Annotated in this window: 16 protein-coding genes and 1 tRNA gene; 1 reads left to right on the forward strand and 16 read right to left on the reverse strand. The window is 58.1% G+C overall.

Annotated features, from left to right (window positions below; all coding sequences use genetic code 11):
* Window positions 1-51 precede the first annotated feature (51 nt).
* From KSY82_RS00555 to KSY82_RS00615, 13 genes are all read right to left on the reverse strand, one after another.
* The gene (locus tag KSY82_RS00555) at window positions 52-1,035 is read right to left on the reverse strand and encodes a DMT family transporter (protein ID WP_217749839.1); all 984 of its coding nucleotides are present in this window, start codon (window positions 1,033-1,035) and stop codon (window positions 52-54) included.
* 201 nt (window positions 1,036-1,236) lie between these two features.
* Window positions 1,237-3,426 (reverse strand): YhgE/Pip domain-containing protein, encoded by a 2,190-nt coding sequence (locus KSY82_RS00560; RefSeq protein ID WP_217749840.1) that lies wholly within the window; start codon window positions 3,424-3,426, stop codon window positions 1,237-1,239.
* The gene (locus KSY82_RS00565) at window positions 3,427-6,243 is read right to left on the reverse strand and encodes a YhgE/Pip domain-containing protein (protein ID WP_217749841.1); all 2,817 of its coding nucleotides are present in this window, start codon (window positions 6,241-6,243) and stop codon (window positions 3,427-3,429) included. It abuts the gene before it with no gap.
* 263 nt (window positions 6,244-6,506) lie between these two features.
* Complete coding sequence (gene htpG, locus KSY82_RS00570; RefSeq protein ID WP_217749842.1) at window positions 6,507-8,531, reverse strand: molecular chaperone HtpG; 2,025 nt, start codon at window positions 8,529-8,531, stop codon at window positions 6,507-6,509.
* Window positions 8,532-8,733: 202 nt separating this feature from the next.
* Window positions 8,734-9,237 (reverse strand): GNAT family N-acetyltransferase, encoded by a 504-nt coding sequence (locus tag KSY82_RS00575; RefSeq protein ID WP_217749843.1) that lies wholly within the window; start codon window positions 9,235-9,237, stop codon window positions 8,734-8,736.
* 39 nt (window positions 9,238-9,276) lie between these two features.
* Window positions 9,277-9,927, reverse strand: a complete 651-nt coding sequence (locus tag KSY82_RS00580; RefSeq protein ID WP_022094060.1) for a tyrosine-protein phosphatase — start codon at window positions 9,925-9,927, stop codon at window positions 9,277-9,279.
* Between the two features lie 17 nt (window positions 9,928-9,944).
* The gene (locus KSY82_RS00585; RefSeq protein ID WP_055285949.1) at window positions 9,945-10,682 is read right to left on the reverse strand and encodes a CpsD/CapB family tyrosine-protein kinase; all 738 of its coding nucleotides are present in this window, start codon (window positions 10,680-10,682) and stop codon (window positions 9,945-9,947) included.
* A 2-nt stretch (window positions 10,683-10,684) separates the two neighbouring features.
* On the reverse strand, window positions 10,685-11,341 hold the full coding sequence (locus KSY82_RS00590) for a YveK family protein (RefSeq protein ID WP_217749844.1): 657 nt from the start codon (window positions 11,339-11,341) through the stop codon (window positions 10,685-10,687).
* Window positions 11,342-11,536: 195 nt separating this feature from the next.
* Complete coding sequence (locus KSY82_RS00595) at window positions 11,537-12,961, reverse strand: sensor histidine kinase (RefSeq protein WP_368042013.1); 1,425 nt, start codon at window positions 12,959-12,961, stop codon at window positions 11,537-11,539.
* Between the two features lie 3 nt (window positions 12,962-12,964).
* Window positions 12,965-13,693: a response regulator transcription factor gene (locus KSY82_RS00600; protein WP_195521674.1), complete on the reverse strand. Its 729-nt coding sequence runs from the start codon at window positions 13,691-13,693 to the stop codon at window positions 12,965-12,967.
* 64 nt (window positions 13,694-13,757) lie between these two features.
* On the reverse strand, window positions 13,758-14,633 hold the full coding sequence (pstB, locus tag KSY82_RS00605) for a phosphate ABC transporter ATP-binding protein PstB (protein ID WP_217749845.1): 876 nt from the start codon (window positions 14,631-14,633) through the stop codon (window positions 13,758-13,760).
* A gap of 103 nt (window positions 14,634-14,736) precedes the next feature.
* Complete coding sequence (locus tag KSY82_RS00610; protein ID WP_217749846.1) at window positions 14,737-15,975, reverse strand: sensor histidine kinase; 1,239 nt, start codon at window positions 15,973-15,975, stop codon at window positions 14,737-14,739.
* A gap of 26 nt (window positions 15,976-16,001) precedes the next feature.
* A complete protein-coding gene (locus KSY82_RS00615) occupies window positions 16,002-16,697 on the reverse strand; it encodes a response regulator transcription factor (RefSeq protein ID WP_217749847.1) in 696 nt (231 codons plus the stop codon).
* 197 nt (window positions 16,698-16,894) lie between these two features.
* On the opposite strand from KSY82_RS00615, the gene KSY82_RS00620 reads away from it, so the two are divergent.
* Window positions 16,895-18,235, forward strand: coding sequence for a D-alanyl-D-alanine carboxypeptidase family protein (locus KSY82_RS00620; RefSeq protein WP_217749848.1), 1,341 nt, complete (start codon window positions 16,895-16,897; stop codon window positions 18,233-18,235).
* A 322-nt stretch (window positions 18,236-18,557) separates the two neighbouring features.
* On the opposite strand, the gene KSY82_RS00625 is transcribed toward KSY82_RS00620, so the two are convergent.
* The 3 genes from KSY82_RS00625 to KSY82_RS00635 all read right to left on the reverse strand — a co-directional run bounded on the left by KSY82_RS00625 (window position 18,558) and on the right by KSY82_RS00635 (window position 22,614).
* Window positions 18,558-18,648, reverse strand: a tRNA-Ser gene (locus KSY82_RS00625).
* Window positions 18,649-18,928: 280 nt separating this feature from the next.
* A complete protein-coding gene (locus tag KSY82_RS00630) occupies window positions 18,929-20,011 on the reverse strand; it encodes a DUF8462 domain-containing protein (protein WP_240128945.1) in 1,083 nt (360 codons plus the stop codon).
* Window positions 20,012-20,172: 161 nt separating this feature from the next.
* Complete coding sequence (locus tag KSY82_RS00635) at window positions 20,173-22,614, reverse strand: tetratricopeptide repeat protein (RefSeq protein WP_217749849.1); 2,442 nt, start codon at window positions 22,612-22,614, stop codon at window positions 20,173-20,175.
* Window positions 22,615-22,814: the final 200 nt, after the last annotated feature.

Below are 22,814 nucleotides of genomic sequence, written 5' to 3' on the forward strand. Positions count from 1 at the left end.
AAGGGTGACGCATAAAAAATGCCGCCCCGGGAGGGCGGCGCAACAAGTTGTTTACAATTGCGGGCGCGGCTTTTTGCGCAAAAAATCGAAGTGAGTCTCGCTCAAGATAATCGACAGGAAGATAAGCACGAAGCCGGCGAGCAGACGCGAGGTGAGCGCCTCCCCCATCAGCAGCACCGAAAACAACACCCCCGAAGGGGACTCCATCGAAAGGAGCAGCGAGCCCGTCGAAGCCGGGACATGCGCCAGGCCGACGTTTTGGATGAGCAGAGCCACGCATGTGCAGCCCACCGAGAGAAACGCCATCGCAGCGATAAAGCTCGGCGTCCACACGGACAGAGGCGCTTGGGTCTCGAATAGCAGCGACGTTGCCAGGCTCAGCACGCCGTTGCCCACAAACATCCAAAACGTGATGACGTTGATGTCCATTTTGCGACCGTACTTGGCAGTCACCGCCATCTGGATGGCGAAAAAGGCCGCACCCGCCAGCGTAATGACGTCACCGATGTTGAATTCAACGCTATCGAGCGCCACCAAACCAATGCCCGCCAAGCACAGCAGCGCCGCGCCCAGGTTATAGCGGGTGAGTTTTTCGCCGCTCAGAAAATAGCTCGCGAACGGCACAAGGATGCAATACGTGCCCGTCAAAAAAGCATTCTTGCCCGCCGTAGTATGTGCCAGACCGACCGTCTGCAACGCATAGGCCGCCCACATGAGCACGCCCATACTCAGGCCAACGATCAGGTTGCGGGCATTGAAATGTGCAATGATGCGTTTGTGGAAGACGGCAAACATGACCAACGCTGCGGGCAGAAAGCGTACATAGAGCAGCGCGAACACCGGAATGGTGCCGAGTGCGTCCTTCATAGTGGTAAAGGAGTAGCCCCAGATGACCGCCACCGAAAGGAGCAGAACCTTCCAGAACAGCGGCGAGCGAGCGCCGGCGCCCCGGGGAATACCGCCCGCGCCCAAATCCTCACGGGCTACTGGGCTATCGGGCAAGTTTTCGATTTCGTTGGCAGCGTATTGGGCCATGGAACATCCTCGCACTCAATCTGGGCGTGGTGTCCGCACGCGTATGGTTGCGTGCCGCCTCATGGTCAAATAAAAACGGGGCGCACCGGACCCCCGGCACGCCCCGCTACTGTAACAACAACCAGGCAACCCACGCAATTCACTACGCTAAAGCATCGGGTTGGAAGACCTCGATGTTCCGACGGCGTTTACGTGGCTGAACTAGATCAACTTAGTTGCCTCCAGCTTTTCGATGATCCAGTCGTTGGCTTTGATAACCGGGCGGCGGAAGACGACGCCCAGGGCCAGCGACGGAATCAGATAGCTCGCCAGAATGCCCAGCTCAACCCAGTACTCCATATGGTAGGCGCCAGCCATGGCGGCATGCATGGCGTTGATGCCGTGAGTAAACGGCAGGAACGGATAGATCGCCTGGAACACGGGGCCGGTCATCTCGATGGGGAACGTGCCGCCCGAGCCGCCGACCTGCATGACCAACAGCACAACGGCCAAAGCCTTGCCGATATCGCCAAACGACACCGTAAGCGTGTAGACGATATTGGAGAACACGAGACTCGCGACCCAGCCAGCCAGCACAAACTGCAGCGGGTTGTCGCACTGAATGCCAAAGAACAGAATGTCGCCCGCGCACACGAGCGTTGCCTGCAGCAGAGCCAAACCGCCAAAGAACAGGTAACGACCCAGGTAGATCTCGTGCAGGCGCACGGGGATGAGCTCATTGATAAGTTCATCGTCAACCGAGACCTTCATCATGGCCGCCAGTACGATCGAGCCGACCCAGAGCGACAGAATCGTGTAGAACGGCGCCATGGCCGAACCGTAGTTGCGGATCGGATAGACCGGCTTACGGTCGAGTGCGACAGGGCCGGAAAGCGACACGGCCAGACCCTCGGGATCATTGCCGATCATCGTCTTGATCGTAGCGAGGTCATCCGACATCAAGGCGCCGTCGAGCTCGTCCTTAAACGCACTGATCTTGTCCGACGCCTCGCCCAGCTGATCAGAAGCCTTGTTGACCAGCTTTGCAGCCTTGGAGAGGCCCTTTGCCAGCGAACCGGATGCGTCGGTCAGGCCAGCAACAGCACTATCCAGATCGTTCGAAATACCGTTCAGCGAATCCAAAACGCCCGAGATGGTCTTCTTGAGCTCCTTTGCCTTGGCCGAAAACGTAGAGTCGTAGTCAGTCTTGGCGCCCGAGATACCAGCCTTGGCATCCGCGATTGCCTGATCGACCTCGGCACGCGACTTATTAACCTCTGCCATGCTGTCAGAAAGGGACTTAGCAGTTGCCGTCAAGTCCTTGGCGTTGTTGCGATACTCCACAGCAATCCTGCTCAGCGATGTTGCCACAGACTTGAGGCTGTCCTGGAGTTTTTCGTCAGTCACCTGATCGGCAAAGCTGCGGAGCTGGTCGGCCGTGGCGTCGATATCGTCGGCACGCGTGTTGAGCGCCGCCGCGGCATCGTTGAGCTGGGACACTGTAAGGTCGACATGTTGATTCGCGGCATCAAATGCCTTCGCAAGCTCGGCGGACACGTTGTCAAACGAGCCCGCGCTTCCGTCAATCGCGGCATTGATGGCGTCGTTGGCGTCCTTCAGCGCTTCCTTGGAATCGCTAATACCGCTCTTGACATGCTCCATCAGCTGCTTCGTTGACTCATCGACCGTGCCCGTCTGCTTGAGCATGCCGCTCGCCGACGTCAGCGAATCGGACGTGGAGCTCAAAATGCCCGCAAGCGACGTTGCGCTGGCCTGAACGTCCTGCAGGTCCTGGACCGAATCGCCGAGCGTCGAGGACAGGTTGGCGATAAAGTTGCTGACCTGGTCGGTGCTCATGTAATCGAGCAGGCTGGACACCGTCTTAAGACCGATGCTCGTAATGGTCTCGGTAAAAGTTTTGTTAACCTGGCTCTGGACGGCGCTCGAACCCTTCTCGGTCACGATCTGCGCAATGGCGTTGGCCTTCTGATTCTCGTAGAACTCGATATCGGCATGCTTCACGTCGGTCGAGAAAAGCGTCATCATGTCAGCGCTAAACGTTTTGGGGATAACGACGGCAGCATAGTACGCGCCCGACTTAACGCCCTCGATAGCCTTTTCGCGATTGTTGAGCACAACCCAATCGAAGCTCTCGTTGCCGCGTAGGGTGGCGGTCACGTTTTCGCCCACGTTAACCTCGACGGGGATCAAATCGCTCTCGTAACCCTCATCGGTGTTGACCACGGCGATCTTAAGATTGCCGGTGTTGCCGTACGGATCCCAGCTGCCGGCGATGTTAAACCACGCGTACAGACACGGTACGATAATGAGGCCCATCACGACAACCAAGCCGATCACGGAGCGAGACACGTTTTGGACATCGCGCTTAAACAGATGCAGGATGTTCTTCATTTATGCCTCACCTCCTTTGGAGTGCTTGCCAAGCGCGGTGGTATCTCCATCATTTGTGGCTGTGCTGTCGCTGCCCTGAGATTTATGGTGCGAGCCGATATGCGGCAAGCGGCCCGTGGACTGATCGCCGCCCTTGGCACCACGCTCGCTGGCGTTGAGGCCAAACATGTGGCGGGCGGCAGGAATGGCGGCCGTGTGTTCGCGCATCTCGCGACGCAGGTCCTCATCCGAAAGCGCCGAGATGCGCATCTGGGTATTGAGGCTCGCTCGGATATATTCGATATTGATAAGCCAGCCGCAGATGGCAATAACCGAGATGATCCAAATGACAAGCAGGATGATCTTGCCGTTATTGTCGATATCGAGAACCGTCGACAGGACAAAGAGCAGGACCTGAACGCCCACCACGGCGGCAAAACCGCCCTTGATGTAGTACGGGTAGCGATGTTCAAAGGCGACCGCATGATCGAGCAGTTCGCGACGGTACGAATCGGAATCGAGCATGACGCGCATGGCCGTGCGCAGCGAGTAGCGCTGGCGCGGCAGGTCGTTGGACTCGCAAATCATCATACCGGTCGTGGAGAGCTGTTTATCAAAGAGCAGGTTAAGGTTGAGCAGCAGCGGACGCAGCTGCAGGCCGATAAAGAGCGCCACGATCAAGAACACGCCCAGAATGCACAGGTTAAACAGGTAGTTGAACGAATACATGCCGCCGACCGTCTCGCGCAGCAGATTGATGCCGTAGGTAAAGGGCAGCAGCGGGTGCAGCCACTGGAAGAAGCCGGGCATCATCTCGATGGGGTACATGCCCGACGAACCCGGGATCTGCACGATGACGAGAATGACGCCGATAGCCTTGCCGATATGCTTAAACGTGGTGGACAGCGCATAGATGATATTGACGTAGGTGAACGAAATGGCGATGCCGCCCAGCACGAACAGCAGCGGGCTGACGCACTGCACGCCAATCACCAGATCGCCTACCGTAACGATGATGGCCTGCAACGCGCCCAGGATCACCATGAGCAACCAGCGGCCAAAGTAGCCTTGGCGCGCCGTAAAGCTGCCAACACCTTCACGGTCGACCTCGAGCTTGTAAATGGCGATAAGCACGTAGCCGCCCACCCAAAGCGCCAGATTGGTGTAGAAGGGGGCAATGCCCGAGCCGAAGCTCTTAACCGGATAGATCGACTTGGACGCGAGCTCAACCGGAGATGCCATGAAGTCTGCGACGTCATTGACGTCGACGCCCATCAGGTCGGCCAGCTCGCCCATGGACTCGGAGGCCTGTAGCGCCGCGATGTCGTTGGCGGCGGTTGCGAGCTTGTCCTGGACCTTGGCAAGCGAGGAATCGGTCTGGGACAGCGTGGTCTTGGCCTGGCCGAGCGTAGCGTTAAGCTGCGAAAGCGTACCGCGCGCGCTTGCAATCGTGGGCGTGAGGCCAGATACGATACCCGTCAAATCACCCGAGACGGCGGCAAAGGAATCAAGCGCGCTCGAGGCCTTCGGCAGCGCGTTTTGACCCAGGTCCGTCTGGGCCTGGCCAAGGTTGGTCGCACCGGTCTGAATTGCGTTATTGATAGCGTCGCTGGCACCCGAGACAGCCGCGGCGTCATTCGCCATGGCGCTCGACTGCGCAGACAGACCGTCCTTGATGCTCTGAAGCTTTTCATTCTGCTCTCGAAGCAAATCGATGGTCGATACAATGCGCGCGTCAATTTCCTCGGAACCTGTCGACGTGTCATTGGCGAGAATCTCTAAGTGCCCGATAACGGCCTTATTGTGGTCGATCGTCGCTTGGAGAGACTCGAGCGAGTTGTCGATACGGGTGGTCGTAGATGTGACCGTGCCCGTCAGCTTGCCGATGGCAGCGTTCGCAGAGGCCGACGTCTTGGTAAGCGCAAGGCTGCCTTCCGAGAGCGCCTTGGAGAGCGAGGCGATAGAGTTGCCCGCCGTGGTGCGAGCTTCGCCCAGCAGGTCGTTACCCTGAGAGATCGCCTGCGTCAGTGACGGCGCCTGACCCTGCAGGCCGGCAAGTGCCGCATCGGCCGAGGCGATGGCGCCACTCGTCTTATCGATGGCGGCATTCATGTCGCCAATCGAATCGTGCACCTCGCCCAAGGTATCGGATGCCTCGGAGACAGAACTTGCCAACGAATCCTGAGTCTGGGTTGCCTTGTCCTTTAAATCGACTCCGGCATCCTTGGCGATGCCCGCCACGGTCTCGCCCACCGTGGAGACAAACTCCGAATTGATCTGCTCCTCGATAGTATTGGCGCCGGTATCGGTCACCTTGGGCGCAATGGCGCTCTTCTTCTCGTTAACGTAATACGTAAGCTTGGGCTGGCGATAATTGCCATCGAGCATCGAGACAAGATTGTCGGAGAAGTTCTTGGGAATCACGATGGCCGCATAGTACTCCCCGCTCTCGACGCCCTCTTTGGCATCGGCCGCCGAATCGACGAAGGTCCAGCCCAACTGATCGTTCTCCTTGAGCTGATCGACGACCTGGTCGCCCGCGTTGAGCTCGCCCACCAGGTCGTTTTGGGTTCCCTGATCGTTGTTAGCGATGGCAATCTTGATACCCTGGGTGTTTCCGTACGGATCCCAGTTTGCCACGATGTTGTACCAGGCATACAGCGAGGGAATAACACACACGCCAAGGGTAACCACCAAGGCGACGGGGTTCACGAGCAATCGCTTGATGTCACGCTTAAAGATCGCAAAGGATACCTTTGCGTTGGATAGTTTGCTGCCGAGACTCACGCTTGGACCATCCATCCTGTCGTTGAATCGAATCGTACTATCGATAACCATTGTACGTAGGCGCTTTAGCGTCTCAGTGCACAATGGTATTGAGTTTTGCGGGTAGCAATATACTACGAAGACGAATTAACGTACAGTTGTACAGTATCTTAAATTTCAGCAGGTCACAAAACCACAACCCCGACAAATAATTGATCCCTTGGGGACGGAGGAAAACGAGAGTAGAAAATCTCCCACTTCAAGCCCGCATTCGAGCCAAAAGTGGGAGATTATCCACTCTCGTTCTAATCTAGTTACGGTGCCGTATCCCCGAACTACATCAAGTTGCAAACAGCCGCCGCGAAGGCAACGGGGTCCTCGGGCAAAATGCCCTCGACCAGCAGAGCCTGGTCATAGAGCAGACCGGAGTACTGCTTGATCTTGTCGGCGTCGCCTGCCTTCTGGGCAGCGACAAGCTTGTCAAAGACCGGGTGCTTGGCGTTGAGCTCGAGCACGCGTTGGCTCTTGGGCATGCCGTCGGGCGCGCCCTCGGGTCCCTTCTGGAGCACCTTCTCCATCTCGAGCGAAAGTGGGCCCTCGGTGGTGATACAAGCGGGGGCATCGGTCAGGCGCGCGGAGACGGCGACTTTCTCGACCTTGTCACCGAGCGCCTCCTTCATAGCGCTAAAGAGGTCCTCGTTCTCCTTGGTGGCGTCCTCGGCCTCCTTCTTCTCGTCCTCGGTCGCCAGGTCAAGATCACCGGTTGCGACGTTCTTGAGCTCCAGGTGACGATCCTCAACCTCGGGCTCGGCACCATCGGCCACGGCCTTCTCGGCAGCCTCGCGGGCGGCATCGTCCTCGTAGATCTTGGGCATATCGGCCGCAACGTACTCACGCATAGCCTGGAACGTGAACTCATCCACATCCTGCGTCAGCAGCAGCACGTCATAGCCGCGGTCGAGCACGCCCTTTACCACGGGCATCTTGGCCAAGCGCTCACGCGAGTCGCCGGCGGCGTAGTAGATGGCCTTCTGATCCTCAGGCATGCCCTTGGCATACTCGGCCAGGGTAATCATCTTCTGTTCCTTGGCAGACCAGAACAGCAACAGGTCGGCGAGCTCATCGGCCTTCATGCCATAGCTCGAGTAGATGCCGTACTTAAGACCGCGGCCAAAGTTCTCAAAGAACTTCTCGTAGGCCTCGCGGTCGTTGTCACGCATATCCTCAAGGTCGGCGGTAATCTTCTTTTCCACACGCTTGGCGATGGCCTTGAGCTGACGGTTCTGCTGCAGCGTCTCGCGCGAGATGTTGAGCGACACGTCGGCGGAATCCACGACGCCGCGGACAAAGTTGTAGTAGTCGGGCAGCAGGTCGTCGCACTTCTCCATGATCAGGACGTTGGAGCTGTAGAGCGCCAGACCCTTCTCGTAGTCCTTGCTGTACAGATCGAACGGCGCGCGTCCCGGCACAAACAGCAGGGCGTCATACTCGAGCGTGCCCTCGGCGTGGAAGCTGATAGTGCGCGCAGGATCGTCAAAGTCGTGGAACGTGGACTTGTAGAACTCGTCGTAGTCCTTCTGCTCGACATCGGAGCTGCGCTTCTTCCAGATCGGTGTCATGGAATTGACGGTCTCGAGCTCCTGGTAGTCCTCGTACTCGGGCTTGTAATCATCCGGCGCGTCCTCGGGCTTGGGTTTCTGGCGGCTCTTGCTCACCATCATCTGAATCGGGTAGCGCACATAGTTGCTGTACTGCTGAATCAGGCTCTTGAGGCCCCACTCGGTCAGGAAGCGATCGTAGGTCTCGGCCTCGCCGTCGGCGTCGAGCTTCTCGTTCTCGCGCAGCGTCAGGATGACATCGGTACCGTGCTCGGCGCGCTCGCCGTCCTCGATGGTGTAACCCTCAAGACCGTCGGACTCCCAAACGTGGGCGGTATCCTCGCCATAAGCGCGGCTGACGACCTTCACGTGGCTGGCGACCATAAAGGCGGAGTAGAAACCCACGCCAAACTGACCGATGATGTCGACATCGGAGCCCTGCTGCTCGGCGTTCTCGGTCTTAAACTCCTCGGAGCCGGAATGGGCGATGGTGCCCAGATTGCGCTCGAGCTCCTCGGCGGTCATGCCAATGCCGTTATCCGAGATGGTAATGGTGCGGGCGTCTTTATCAAAGGAAACGCGAATAGCCAGGTCGCCCTGGTCGATCTTGACGCTCGGATCCTGCAGGCTCTTAAAGTTGAGCTTGTCGACGGCGTCGCTCGCGTTAGAGATAAGCTCGCGCAGGAAGATTTCCTTATTGGTGTAGATGGAGTTGATCATGAGGTCGAGCAGTTTTTTGCTCTCGGTCTTAAATTGACGCATGTGCAGTCCTTTCGCGCTACCCCCGTCCGCAAAAACGGCCCGGTCGCCCGAGCCGCATCGCAGACCTGCTATGTTCAGACTTAGATTTTATAACCCATTAGCGCGCATATATACATACGGAATCGAAAAACTGTATGTCTAAGCGCTCCGATGCGCCAATTGCCAAGGAGTGTCCCCAACTGCCGGCAGAAAAGGAACGTCCCTATCTGCCACCCTCGACCCGCTTGGCCATCCAGGCGTGGGGCTGACCTTCATCCTCGTAATCTACCGGCGCGATCTGCGCGTAACCCGCCTTGGCATAGAGTGGCAGCACGTATTCCTGCGCATGCAGTTTTATGAGCTTGGCACCGGCATCACACGCGGCGGCATCACTGGCCTCGACGATCTTGCTCGCCAGACCGCGACGGCGCATGCTCGGCAGCACAGCCACGCGCCCCATAATATAGGTCTCCCCCGCTGCGACGCCTTCGTCCAAGTCGCACGCCGGCGAAACCGGAGCCTCTGAATCTGCCGCGCGCTCAAGCTCTTCGGGAAACACGCGCGAGCAACCGGCAAGCTCGCCGTCTGCATAGAGCGTCACATGAATGCAGTTCGGATCCTCGTCGATAGCGTCGAACTCATTCTCGTAGCCCTGCTCGTCCATAAAAACGACGCGGCGCACCAGCGCCGCGTCATCAAAGCATCCCGTCTTAAGTTGGATATCCATGGCTGCCCCTTCATTCAATGCGAACGTTAGGGACAGATTTTAGCGAAAATGGGCTCCACGCACGCTAAACTTCGCGCGAGCCTTCGCCAGGCAGTCGTAATGACCCACGTTATGGGCATCGCTCGCGATGAAGCTGTACAGGTTCTGATCGAACAGGCGCTGTGCCGGCTTTTTCTCGCGACCAAAGCGACCGCCGGCAATAAAGTCCGCCGAAGCCTGCAGCTTGCAGCCCATATCGACCAGGCGCTCCGCCACGCTTACATCCTTTTGAACCGCACGATAGCGCTCAGGATGAGCGATAATCACCTGGTAACCACGGCACTGCAAATCGTAAATCGTGTTCTCGTACTCTCTAAACGCATACGCATCGGCATGCGTCGAAAGCTCGAGCAGAAACTCGTTGGTTCCATCGAAATGCAAGTGCTCCGCAGCATCGATACCAAGCTCAACAAGCTTTCGATGGTTGACCTCGAAGCCCATCTGGAGCGGAAAACCGTCAGCGTTATCACGCAGCAGCTCAAAGGCATCCCACATCTTGTCGTAATCAAAATAGGGATCACGGCAGTGAGGAGTGCAAACGATTCTGGTTACACCGGCCCGCTTGGCAGCCTCGAGCATCGCCAAGCTCTCATCGAGATCGGCGGCGCCGTCGTCTACACCCGGCAAGATATGGCAATGAATGTCACGCATAGGTCAGCCTTAATCAACTAAACGTTTGCTCGGTTGGTGAAGATGCCCTTTTTGGAAGTCCCCTGATCGTCGGAGCCCTTCTTCACCTTCTTACCGTCCTTGGTGTAGTAGGAGTAGTAGTACTCGCTGGTCTCGGTCTCGCAGTAGTTCATAACGGTACCGATGAGCTTGACCTTCTCGGACTTCTTAAGCTGACCGATGGCGTTGAGCGCCTCCTCGCGCTTGGTGAAATCCTCACGCACGACAAAAAGCGCACCGTCGGTCAGACTTGCGATCTCGGCAGCATCGATGAAAGTGCCGACCGGGGGAGCATCAAAGATGACGTACTGGAACTTGGCGGACAGTGCCTTTACCAGCTTGGCAAAGCGGTGAGAGACGATGATGTCGGCAGGATTGGGAATATGCGGCTCGGCATCGAGGAAGTAGAAGTTCTTCTGACCCGTCTCGACAATTGCCTGGTCAATGGAGATCTGCTCGGAAAGAACCGCATAGAGTCCGCCGCGCGAACGAACGCCGAGCATATCGGAAAGGGACCTGCGGCGCATATCGGCCTCGACCAGGAGCACGGACTTGCCGCTCGTGGCGATTGCCTGAGCAAGGTTAATGGAAACCGTAGACTTGCCCTCGTTGGGAATCGAGGAGGTAACGGTGATGGTGCGAATGGGGTCGTCCACACTCGCAAAGCGGATGTTGGCCAGAAGGGTCTTGGCGGCATTCTGTACAACGAGCTTATCGGTGTTCTTTGCCTTAGCCATGCCTATTTACCACCTTTCATAGCCGGAATTCGGCCAACAACGGGAATACCCAGGAGCTCTTCTGCCTCTTCTGCACCGCGGATGCGGGTGTTGAGCATGTCTGCCAAAACGACATAGGCAACTGCGATAAAGATGCCCGCGAGGAACGCGACAGCAACGTACAGCATACGCTTGGGACCGCTGGGGGCTTCGGGGGTCTTAGCCTCGTCGATAACGTTGATGCTCTGGGCAGCGCCGACGTTCTGAGCGACCGTACTCACCGAGCTGGCCATGGTCTTTGCGACCTTAGCCGTCTCCTTGGCATCGGTGCCGGTAACCGAAAGCGTAATGACACGCGTGGTGGTCTCGGAGGAAACAGACACCTTGTAGTCATCCAGATCGGTGAGGCCCAGTTCCTTGGCGGCGCCGCTCTTAACGCTATCGCTATCCAGCAGCGTGGCGATATCGTTGGAAAGCATCTGACTCGCCGAGAGATCGTTGTAGCTCATCTGACCGCTATCGTCGGTCTTGGCGAGAATGTACATGCTCGTCGTCGCGGTATAGGTGTTGTCCATCGCAACGAAGGACACGATGCCCATGGCGATCGCGCAGACCACCGGAAGGGCGATGACCAGCTGAAGGTGCTTTTTGAGCAGCTGGAACAGTTCGAGAAGGGTCATGCAGCTTGCCTTTCATTTCCCCAGTTCGGATTGACAAAACTGTCCGTATGTTATCGCATCTTTTTACCGAGACCAAACTCTATACATAAGAAACAGGCTCTCCTGTAAAAATGTCGGAAGCAATCGTAAAATTGCACAACAACGCCGCACCCGAAAGTCAAATGCGGCGTCTGCATCAATATCTATGTTGTATCGCTATGCGAATGGCTCGTCCTGCTGTATGGGAAACGTCACCGTAATGGTGGTTCCCACGCCCAACGCGCTCGACAAATCGAGCGCGGCGTGATGATACAGGGCCGCATGCTTGACAATGGCAAGCCCCAGGCCGGTTCCGCCGCGTGCCTTGGACCTACTCTTGTCCACGCGATAGAACCGCTCAAATACCTTGCCCTGTTCTTCAGGCGCGATACCGATTCCCGTGTCGGCGACCGCGAGGAACGGATGGCCTTCGTCGTTGGTGCCGCACTGCAGCGTAACCGTACCGCCGGGCCGATTGTAGCGGATGGCGTTGCTTGCCAGATTATAGATGAGCTCGTCGATCAAGCGCGACACGCCTTCGATGACCACAGGCTTGGTCTCATGACTTATCGTCACATTCGCCTGACGGGCGACCTGTTCAAGACGCTGCCCAACCGCGTAGATGGCACGCGAGAGCTCAATAGGCTCCGTGGACCCAATGGGCACCGCCTCGCCCTCAGTTGCACGCTCGGCCTCGTCCAAGTTAGACAGCGTAAGGATGTCGTTGACGAGCGCCGCCAAGCGGCCTGCCTCACGATAGATGCGACCGCCAAAGTTGCGCAGGTCGTCCTCGCCCTCGACCATGCCGTTTGCGATGAGCTCGGCATAGCCCGAAATCGCCGTAAGCGGCGTCTTGAGCTCATGGGTGATATTCGCCGTGAACTCGCGGCGCATACGGTCGTTGTCCGTCAGCACCGCCATTTGGCGCTTGAGTTCCTGGCGCTGCGACTCGATACGCTCAAGCATGGGGACCATCTCGGCATAGGCGTGCTCATAGCTACGGCGTGGGTGGTCCAAATCCACCTCTTGCAACGGCGCGATGATGGCACGGGACTCGCGGCGCGCCATAAAAAACGAGAGTACCGCACCCGCTGCTGCGATAAGCAGCATCGGCGCCACCATCGACAGCAAAATCGCCGCAACGCCAGGCTGGGCCTGCGCCAAGCGGACAACCTGGCCGTTATCAAGGGCGACGGCGCGATACAGCATAATCTCGTCGAGCGTAGAGCTTGCGCGCTCCGCGGAACCCAAACCACTCTCAAAGGCCTCGATGACCTCGGGGCGATCGCCATGGTTGGGCAGTGTGGAAGGCGACGCCTCGTTGTCGTAGGCAACCGATCCATCCTTGTTAATCAGCGTGATGCGCAAGTCCTCGCGATCGAGGCTACGCAAGAACGGGATGGGCTCCTGCTGCTCATCGAGGGCGGCAGCAATGAGCTCGGTTTCCTGCGCCAGGTTGGCACTCGTGGCATCCGCCAAGGTGTTTTGCACAAAGAACGCACCCAGCACCGTAAACGCCACGATAACCGCCATGGCGCAGACAAAGATCGTCACAAAAACGCGGTGCGACAGCGTATGTTTTCCCTGGGGGGCGAAGACCACGGGTTACTCCTCCGATGCGGTGGCCGCGGTGTCGTCACCTTCGGCACCATCACCGGCAGAAGGCTCGGCCAAGCGGTAGCCCACGCCGCGCACGGTCTCGATGGCGCCGGCATGCTCGCCCAGTTTTTGGCGAAGCGTCTGCACGTGCACGTCAACGGTGCGCGAACCGCCGTCGAAGTCCCAGCCCCACACGCTCTGCAGCAACGACTCGCGGGTAAAGACCACGCCGGGCTTGCGCATGAGGTACTCGAGCAGGTCGAACTCGCGCAGGGTGAGCTTAAGCGGCTCGCCGGCAACGGTCACCTCGCGATGGCTGGGCGAGAGCACGATGTCGCCCACGCTGAGCACATCGCTCGCCTGCTTGACCATGCCGCCGCGACGCAGCAGTGCGCGGCAGCGGCTGGCGAGCTCCATGAGCGAAAACGGCTTAGTCAGGTAATCGTCGGCACCGCCATCGAGCGCCATCACCTTGTCGAGCTCGGTATCCTTGGCGGTAAGCATCATGATGGGCACCGTCGCCGTCAGGCGGTCGGCACGCAGGCGACGCATAATCGCCAAGCCATCGGTATCGGGCAGCATGATGTCGAGCAGGACGGCATCGGGTACCCGTCGCGCCACGGCAGCCTTAAACTCACCGTCGCACGAAAAGCCCTCGGCCTCGATTCCCTGCTTGCGCAACGCATAGACCGTCAAATCCCTGATGTTGTCATCGTCCTCGACGTAATAGATCATGTTGAACCCCTTTGCGGCCGGCATGACCGCATCTTAACCCTAAAGGTACCTTTACTAGATGGTATCAGCCAAAACGGCCCGTCAAATAATCCGCCGTGCGCGGATCGGTCGGATTCTTGAAGAGTTGCGCGGTGGGCGCGCGCTCCACCAGCTCACCCAGCAAAAAGAATGCGACCGAATCGGAGATACGCGCCGCCTGCTGCATATTGTGCGTAACGACCACGAGCGTGCAGGTCTCCTTGAGCTCGCAGGCAAGCTGCTCCACCACCAGCGTCGAAACGGGGTCGAGTGCCGAGGTCGGCTCGTCCATCAGCAGAATGTCGGGCTGCACGGCAAGTGCGCGGGCGATGCACAGACGCTGCTGCTGGCCGCCCGAAAGACCCAGACCCGACTCTTTGAGCTTGTCCTTGACCTCATCCCATAGCGCAGCGCGACGAAGGGAGTCCTCGACCAGCTCGTCGAGCACGACGCGATCGCGCACACCCACACCGCGCGGACCATACGCGACGTTGTCGTAGATGCTCATGGGAAACGGGTTGGGGCGCTGGAACACCATGCCCACGCGCTGGCGAAGGCGGCAGATGTCGTAGTCGCCCAGGATATCTTGACCATCGAGCGCAATCTTGCCCTCGATTCGGCAGTCCTTGATGCCGTCGTTCATGCGGTTAAAGCAGCGCAGCAACGTGGACTTTCCGCAGCCCGAAGGCCCGATGAACGAGGTAATCTGCTTGTCGCGAATCTTGATATTCACGTCCTTGAGCGCATGGTGGTCGCCATAGAACAGGTCGAGGCCCTCAACATCGATGCGCGTCGGCGAGGCGGCAAGATCCTCTGCCGTGGGGCGAGTCGCATCCCCAACCTCGCGCTCGTGCGCGGCCTCGGCCTGCGCTTTCATGAGTTCTTCAAGCTCCGTGGGCTCCACTGCCGCAGCAGCCGTCATACCGCATACCTCCACATCGATATCAATTCAGCAGTATCGATAGTAGAAATCGCGGCTCATATGCACGTGAGCGCATTGTCAAGTGTTTGTAAGGGCACGCTGGCTATGCGGCGGGCAGCTCGATGGTGAATATCGTGTGTTCGGGCGTCGATTCACATGCAACGGTACCACCGTGTGCCGCGATGATCTCCTTGGCAATAGCAAGGCCCAGACCGGCACCACCGCGATTGGTCGCACGCGCCGCATCCAGGCGATAGAACTTCTCAAAGATCACCTTGAGCTTAGCCGCAGGGATAGGATCGCCCTGATTGATAAAGCGCACGCGCACGCCGCCATCGTCTTGGCGCCCGGCCTCAATCGTGATAGTCGAGCCCTCATAGCTATAGGCGACGGCGTTTTTCATGATGTTGTTGAACACGCGAGCCATCTTGTCGCCATCCACGAGCACCGTCAGGTCCTCGCGAATATCAACTTGGACTTCCTTATGCTGCTCGTTGAGGATGGGATAGAACTCGTCAGCCACCTGAGCCAGCAGCAACCCCAGATCAACATAGCCGCGCGTGAGCACGATATCGTGGAAGTCAAAGCGCGTGATATCGAAGAACTCTTCGATGAGCGTATCGAGCCGGTGCGCCTTGTCGAGCGCCACGCCCGTAAAGTGCGCACGTTGCTCAAGCGGCAAATCGGGAGCCTCCTGCAGGAGCGAAAGATAGCCCACCACGCTGGCGAGCGGGGTGCGTAGGTCATGTGCCAAGTACGTGACCAGATCGTCCTTGCGATGCGACTCGTCACGCAGAGCTTGTTGCACCTTACGCCCACGGTCACGCACGCGGTTAAGGGCGCCCTCGACCTCCAAGAAGTCGCCGTCGATGTTGTCCCAGGTGTCGGGGTGATCGATCAGGCGATCTTGAATACGAGCAGCCAGCACACAATCGGCATGCTGCTCGCCCTGCTCGTAGCCCTGGTAGTACAGGGCGCGGCCGCACAAGAACAGCACGCACACGGCAAGCGCCAGCACAAAGCCAAGCATGTTGAATACAAAGCCGGCATCAAACAGCACCGGCCCTTCGATGCCGCCGAGCGCCATGGCGCCAATCGCCAACGTCATGGCCCACGCGGCGCCGCCAATCACCACGCAGCGGCACACGATCTCAAATCGATCGATCAGCAAAAAGCCGACAAGCAGCACCGCCAAGATTCCGACGATGTTGTCGATGCCAATCAGCAGCAGGCTCAGCAAAAAGAGCAGCACCGTTGCAAGCGCGCGGTTGTCGACGACCGACCTCACGTATTCAAAGAGCCGATCGGGCACCTCGAACGCTTGCCTATCGTCTTTTGTCATATCAAGATCCTCACAAGCGAAAAGCGTTATTCGATGATGTAGCCGACGCCCCAGACGTTTTTGATAAAGCGTGGCTTTTGTGCGTCGTCGCCGATCTTTTCGCGCAAGTGGCGAATATGCACCATCACCGTATTGTTGGAGCCGGGCATAAAGTCCTCGTTCCACACCGCGCGGAACAGGTCCTCCACGGCCACCACGCTGCCGCGATGCTCGACCAGATACAGCAAGATTGAATACTCGGTGGGCGTGAGGCGAACCGGTGAACCGTCCACTGTCACGGAACGAGCATCGCGGTTGATCTCCAAGCCGTCGAGCTGAATGGTCGGCGACTCGGCCGCCTGTGCACGGCTACCGTAGCTGGTGTAGCGGCGAAGCTGAGCGTGCACGCGCGCGATGAGCTCCGGCGGACGGAACGGCTTAACCACGTAATCGTCCGCGCCAAGCGAAAGGCCCCCGATCTTGTCTTGCTGGGCATCGCGCGCCGTCAGCATGATCACGGGATAGGTATGGCTGGAACGGATCGTACGCAGCAGCTCAAACCCATCGATATCGGGCAGCATGACATCAAGCAGCGCCAGATCGAACTCCTGCTCCAAAATCGCCTTGGCAGCATCGGCCCCGCTATAGGCAATCTGGACATCAAAGCCCTCTTTTGTAAGGTAGATGCCAACCAAGTCGGCGATGGCCTTCTCGTCATCAACTACCAAAATGCGCTCGTTCATGCGTGCTCCTCTCGCGCTCCATTATGCCTGAGGCGACGCACGCCACACACAACAAGCGTGGGTGATTAAGCCGGCCTTAAGCACCCTTGTGCCCGTTCGGGTGCGGATGTGGGCCAAGCGCGCACGCGATGATCGCCGACGCCGGCAAACGATATACTCTAGTTCCAGAAGAGACCATCCCGTCGAAAGCGAAATCCGTGAAGTCCCTCACCTCTTTTGCAAAGCGCTCAGCCCAGCTTGCCGCCGGCTTTGTCTGCGCTATCGCCCTTGCCGCTGGCGCGCCCACCGTCGCCGGCGCCCAAGTGCTCACGACCGACAATGTTTGCGGCAAAACCGCCGATGCGCGCGGCATCACGGCCGAAAACCTGCCCGATATCGATGCGACCAATGCCCTCGTCATGGGCAAAGACGGCACCGTCTACTATGGGCGCGGCGCCGATGAGCAGGTCAAGATTGCCTCGATCACCAAGGTCATGACCGCAATCCTAACCGTCGAGAATTGCAAGATGGACGAGAAGGTCACGGTGAGCAACGCCGCAGCCACCGTGGGTAATTCGACCGCCGGCTTGCTCGAAGGCGACGAGCTTACCGTGGAGCAGGCGCTGCGCGGCCTGATGATTCCCTCGGGCAACGACGCCGCCATCGTGCTCGCCGAATATGTGGGCAAGAAGATCGACCCTAAGACCAAAGACGCCGAGGCCACATTTGTGAAGGCCATGAACGAGCGCGCTAAGAAGCTCGGCTGCACCGGTACGCTTTTTGAAAACCCGCATGGTCTGGACTTTGATGAGTGGGCTGGCGATATGCACTCAACCGCACACGACGTAGCGCTGATGATGCAGGAGGCCATGAAAAACGACACGATCCGCGAGGTCGTAGCGAGCGAGGATTCCTGGATCGAGGTCACGGGCGCCGACGGCACCGACCATTCGCATTCCATGGACACGCATAACTATTTGCTGGGCCAAGATGGCAACATCGGCGGCAAGACCGGCACCACCGACGACGCGGGCTATTGCTTTACGAGCGCCTACAACCGCGACGGCGACGAGATCTACACCGTTATTTTGAACTCCACCACCACCGATCAGCGCTTTACCGATACCGCCACCCTTGCCAACTGGTACTACGGTCACAAGGTGACGGTCGCAATCGCCAACACGCAAGAAAAGACCGCCAACGGCAACCCGCTTATGGCGCGCATTAGTCAAACCGACTGGACGGATAAGACAATCGACGCCACGCTCGCCGATCCCACGGCGCAAGCGACCGTGTTTTCTCTTGCCGGCGAGGTGACCGAAAAGGTTAGCTACGACGATCTTTCGGGCACGGTGCATGTGGGCGACAAGGTGGGCAGCGTTACACTCAAGCAGGACGGCCCCAAGATCGCCGTCATGGACCTGGTTGCCGACGAGGAAGGCTCGGGGCCCAATCCCATCGAGTGGCTCCTTGTGAAGCTCGACCGCCTGGGCCGCCGCATCGACAACCGCCCGCTCACGGCAGAGAGCGAGACCGTAGCCAAGGCGCCCGAGGTGTAGGGCGCAAGAATAATCAGCCCACTGAAAGGAGGCGTCCGAAAGGATGCCTCCTTTTTTGAGGGTTCGAATCCCCAGCGCCCTTTCTCGATAATAAAAAAGGGCCCCCGATGGGACCCTTCTTCAAATTCGTACTGGCGGAGAGCTGGGGATGTCCGGGCACGCTGCGCATGCCCTCCGGCTTCAAAGCCTGGCAGCTTTTCTCCCACGGGCTACAAACGCTTTCGCGTTTGCTTAACGCCCGTGCCCTCTCGGGTTCGAATCCCCAGCTAACGTGGTTCAACTAAAAAAGGGCCCCTTTCGGAACCCTTCTTTAAAGTCTTACTGGCGGAGAGCTGGGGATTCGAACCCCAGATGCCCTTTTGGGGCATACTCGCTTAGCAGGCGAGCACCTTCGGCCTCTCGGTCAGCTCTCCGTAACAGCCGTTCTATAGTAACCAAACAGCCAAGGATGGGCAAGGGGGAATTTTGGAACGATTCCGATTTGCCAGTAGACGTCTCAGCCAATCATCTCAATTTGTAACAGTTACAGGCCGAATCTTCGTCCAGATGTTACAGATTTAGACAAACAGTCAGCGCCATCCGCAAATGTCTCAATCTGAAACACCTGCATGCCGTAATCCCCTCTAGATGTTACAGATTGAGACAAAGATGCGGGGGCAACCACAGCGGCGGCGTCGATGCCTCCAGTCTTTATTAGTCCGCTCGAATGGTCTCCAACAGATAATCGCGCATGTACGGAATTGCAAACGAAACACAGCCGTAGCCGGCAGGCTCAATCAGTCCCGTATCGATCAGACGTTTGCGATACGACCCGACTTTATTCGCCGGCAATCCCATCTTTTTGGCAATATCACCGTTCGTAATCTCGCCGCCTTCGCATTGCGCCATCGCCGCGAGATATTGAAACTGCCGCTCCGACACCCTGCGCAGCGCGGGGGCAATCACCATGGCATTGAAACTATCAAGAGCCGCCTGGACACCCTTGCGAGCCGCCTCTTCACTCACGCTCTCCGACCCGCTGCGCGCAGCAACCTGCCAAGCGTAATATCCGACCAACTGGACCATAAAGGGATAGCCTGCCGAAGCCTTTGTTAAAAGCTCAGCAACGCCTTCGTCGAGTTCCTTGCCCGCACGCCTCATCGTATCCTCAAACGATCCGCCGACTTCAAAATCTGAAAGCCGCGTGAGCTCGATATGCTTCGCCCTCTGAAGGAACGTCAACGTATCATCCACCACCACGCCATCCACCGAGGTTGGCAAACCAGCGAATGCAAAGGCGACATTCGCCCCTTGGCGAATCAAGAGCTGCATTTCATTACCCAGCTCGCGCATTTCCTCAGTTGAGGCGTCCTGAATCTCATCGAGTGTGATGAGCAAACCACCTCGCTTCGCGGCATCGTACATCGCCTCCCCCAGATGAGAGGCTGACTTCGACAGCTCTACGGAGCCAAGGCTGACTCCTAAAATCGATGGGGAAATCGACATTGATGCAAGACGAACATTTCGCTGCAGAGCCTCGAGAATTCTGTCGCAAAAACCGGCATTTGAGGCGACGTCGACAACCTCGAATCCTTTTTTGCGCGCAAGATCGCCCAATGCGTTGAGGAGCACCGTTTTACCCGTGCCTCGGACACCCGAGATGCGCATGAGTCGATCGGGGGCACCAGGGCCATTCTCAAGAGCTTCGGCAAAGTCGTCCAAAACAGCGTCGCGTCCGATAAGCTCAGGTGGATTCATGCCCGCTGTTGGCTTAAAGGGATTAATAGCTTTTGACATTCGACCTCCTCTGCCAGTTTTAACAACTTTAACAAAGTTTAGCAACTTTAGCAGAGTTTAACAGTTTTAGCAGGCTCGGCGGCTTTATGCCTTACCGATTCTGTCGGGTCCTCCCGCCCGCGCCGATACAAATAGCGCGGTGCGGCCCCTCTATATCGCCCCTACCCCAGCGAGCGGTTGAGGGAGCCGAGCTCGTCGTTGCCCATAGTGCGCCACATTTGGTAGATGCAACCGCGTGCCAGGAAAAAGAAGCCGTTGTCGACCAGTTGAACAGCGGCATCTGCCAGCTGATTCGTCACGGCGGACACTGGCGGCAGCTCGAGTCCAGCCTTGTGGATGGTCTCAACCGCTTCTTCGAACGTCGGAGGCTCGCTGACGCCCATCTCGTTCATAAGGCCCTGCATTTCTTCCAGCGCGCTGCTGCCCGACTCCTCGCCGCGCGGCACTAGACGGTAACAAGCCAGCGCCAGGTCGAGCTGATCGCAATTCCAATAGGCAAACGCCAAGCGATAGAACAGGTAGCCAATTGCAGAACGATCGCTGGCAATACGTAGGCCGTGGCGCGCCACCTCGATAATCTCGTCAAAGCGCTCCAGACGCGCAAGCACGTTGATGAGTGCAAAGTGCGATTGCATGGACGAGCGCGCCAGATCGTAAAGATGGCGCACCTCGGGCAGTGCTCGTTCAAAGTCCTCTTGCTCGGCGTAAAAGCTGCAGATCTCGTGCTGGGCAAAGTACAGCGCATCGGGCGCACGAAGGATTCGCACAGAGTCGTCTTCTTCCAACACCGGTAGCACCATGCGCACCAGCTGGTTATCGCAAAACTGCGTTTGAACCGGACCTGTCGCTAAAAGCTCGGCGACGGCGCACTTAGCCTCCAACTCCTCGACAAGACGGGAAAAGCCTTCAAAAGCACCTGTACGGTCGACTTTTGCCTGCTCGCGCAATTCAACAACACGGGCCACGTATGGGTCGTCGTCCTCTTCCATGACCTCCAACTCGTCAGCCGTATCGGCAAGCAGCAGATTGCGCAGCGCCGGCGGCAGCGTGCGATGGTCATCACGCGGACGAGCATGAACCTCCGCAGGCTCAATCGTCTCCGGAGCGGTTGACTCATACGCCTCAAGCACACGCTTGCACGGCATATCGTCCATGTCCATGTTCTCAAGATCCTTGGCGACAGGCACGCAATCGGCCAGATAGGCCGCACGCCCAAAGAAATACGTTGCGACAACGCGCTCGCCCTGCTCACTGTCGGTAGCAGCAATCTGCACATAGCAGCGCGTGATGCAGGTGCCCGCGGCAAAACACGCTGCCGCAAGCGTGAGTGCCACGCGCGCATCGTGCTCCGCGGCCCAGATCGCCCGCGTGTCCTCGTCCAGCTCGCGCCAGGCGTCATCCTGAGCGTCGTATTCACGTTGCGGCATGGCATCAACGACAGACTGCCCAAACCGAACGAGCATAATCCCCTCGGCAACGTTTGCCCGATAGGTATAGTCGAGCCGCGTGACCACGTTGAGCGCCTCAACGATTCGCGCAAAACGGGTGCGCACGTCCCACTCGCCGCCCGGCTGGCAAGCCACCGTACCCGGCTTGCCCCACGGGTTATCGCTCGAAGCCGTATCGAGCAGTCGGGGAACATCGTTGGTCGTCTTGGCGATATGCCACGCATCAAAGAGCGCGCAGCCCTCAAGGCTCGGCGAGGATGCCGTAGGGACCAATCCGGCCCCGATGCGCTCAAGGATGCCGGAGAGGCGGTTGAGACGGCACTCGACGGCAAGCAGCATGTCAATCTCGTCCTGGTCCAGCAGGCTACGATCAAAATTGAGATAGAACAACTTTGACCGGTCGATGCGCGCTAGGCTCATTTCTGACTTGGCGGCAATGGTGCGCAAACGGGGCAAGTCGACCTCGCTCATAAGGGCGGCGGCATAACGCTCGATACCACTCGGATTCTCGGCATGGTCAACGCGGTAAAGCAGCGTCTCGATAGCATCGGGGAGCGGTGCCGTGTTAAAGCCCAAAAACACCTCGACCGGCTCGGGCAGCTTTACGAGCTTTATTTTGTCGACAACGTTTTGCATGTCCGCATCGAGACCGTCGACGCCCGCCGTGTTCGCAATAGCGCTTTCGGAGTTGGCAAATATCACGTAGCGCAGGAACATCGATGCCATGAACTCGCCGTAAGGAAGGGCGCGGATCGAATTCCATGTCTCGTGGTCGGACCGCTCGCGCATGGGGCCTTCGGGAGAACCGACAGTTTGCGCACATGCGTGCATTGCACCGTTGGCTTCCCTTACCATAATCTCACCAATACTGGAGTCCGACTCGTCAAGGACCAGTTCCATGTCGGGATCGTTGGGCAGCGGAGCCTCGCTGACGGGGCGGTCCACCTTGTACACCTCACCCGAAACGCTTACGTAGCCCAAAAGCGACACATGACTTTTGCCAACGAACTCGACGACATAACAAGATTCATGCTGGTCCTCGCCAAAGAGTTTCCAGACCACGCCATATGAGCGTCCCGCAGGCTGCTCGGGTATCGCCGGAAAGCGCTTCTTGGGATCGAGAAACCTGAGCTTGTATGTCGGACGCTCTGCCACGAAATATCACCCTGATCAGTCGTTGAGAGAAGGAGTGGTCGCGGATGGGCCGCGATACCTACTCGGAATCTTACACGAGTCGATAAGAAATCGTCCGCTTCACGCCCGCGCCTCGACCGAGGTTCGAATCCATGCAGCGGCGACATAAAAGAAAAGCCCCCGTTGCCGGAGGCTTTCAATTTCAATTGGTGCGGCGTATA

Origin of the sequence: Collinsella aerofaciens, from assembly GCF_019131995.1 — a bacterium.
Lineage (GTDB): Bacteria > Actinomycetota > Coriobacteriia > Coriobacteriales > Coriobacteriaceae > Collinsella > Collinsella aerofaciens_S.

What these genes read in the sequence shown, in the direction of transcription:
- KSY82_RS00555 (WP_217749839.1), bottom strand. Translation starts at nt 1,035, where the DNA reads ATGGCCCAATACGCTGCCAACGAAATCGAAAACTTGCCCGATAGCCCA.
- KSY82_RS00560 (WP_217749840.1), bottom strand. Translation starts at nt 3,426, where the DNA reads ATGAAGAACATCCTGCATCTGTTTAAGCGCGATGTCCAAAACGTGTCT.
- KSY82_RS00565 (WP_217749841.1), bottom strand. Translation starts at nt 6,243, where the DNA reads ATGGTTATCGATAGTACGATTCGATTCAACGACAGGATGGATGGTCCA.
- htpG (WP_217749842.1), bottom strand. Translation starts at nt 8,531, where the DNA reads ATGCGTCAATTTAAGACCGAGAGCAAAAAACTGCTCGACCTCATGATC.
- KSY82_RS00575 (WP_217749843.1), bottom strand. Translation starts at nt 9,237, where the DNA reads ATGGATATCCAACTTAAGACGGGATGCTTTGATGACGCGGCGCTGGTG.
- KSY82_RS00580 (WP_022094060.1), bottom strand. Translation starts at nt 9,927, where the DNA reads ATGCGTGACATTCATTGCCATATCTTGCCGGGTGTAGACGACGGCGCC.
- KSY82_RS00585 (WP_055285949.1), bottom strand. Translation starts at nt 10,682, where the DNA reads ATGGCTAAGGCAAAGAACACCGATAAGCTCGTTGTACAGAATGCCGCC.
- KSY82_RS00590 (WP_217749844.1), bottom strand. Translation starts at nt 11,341, where the DNA reads ATGACCCTTCTCGAACTGTTCCAGCTGCTCAAAAAGCACCTTCAGCTG.
- KSY82_RS00600 (WP_195521674.1), bottom strand. Translation starts at nt 13,693, where the DNA reads ATGATCTATTACGTCGAGGACGATGACAACATCAGGGATTTGACGGTC.
- pstB (WP_217749845.1), bottom strand. Translation starts at nt 14,633, where the DNA reads ATGACGGCTGCTGCGGCAGTGGAGCCCACGGAGCTTGAAGAACTCATG.
- KSY82_RS00610 (WP_217749846.1), bottom strand. Translation starts at nt 15,975, where the DNA reads ATGACAAAAGACGATAGGCAAGCGTTCGAGGTGCCCGATCGGCTCTTT.
- KSY82_RS00615 (WP_217749847.1), bottom strand. Translation starts at nt 16,697, where the DNA reads ATGAACGAGCGCATTTTGGTAGTTGATGACGAGAAGGCCATCGCCGAC.
- KSY82_RS00630 (WP_240128945.1), bottom strand. Translation starts at nt 20,011, where the DNA reads ATGTCAAAAGCTATTAATCCCTTTAAGCCAACAGCGGGCATGAATCCA.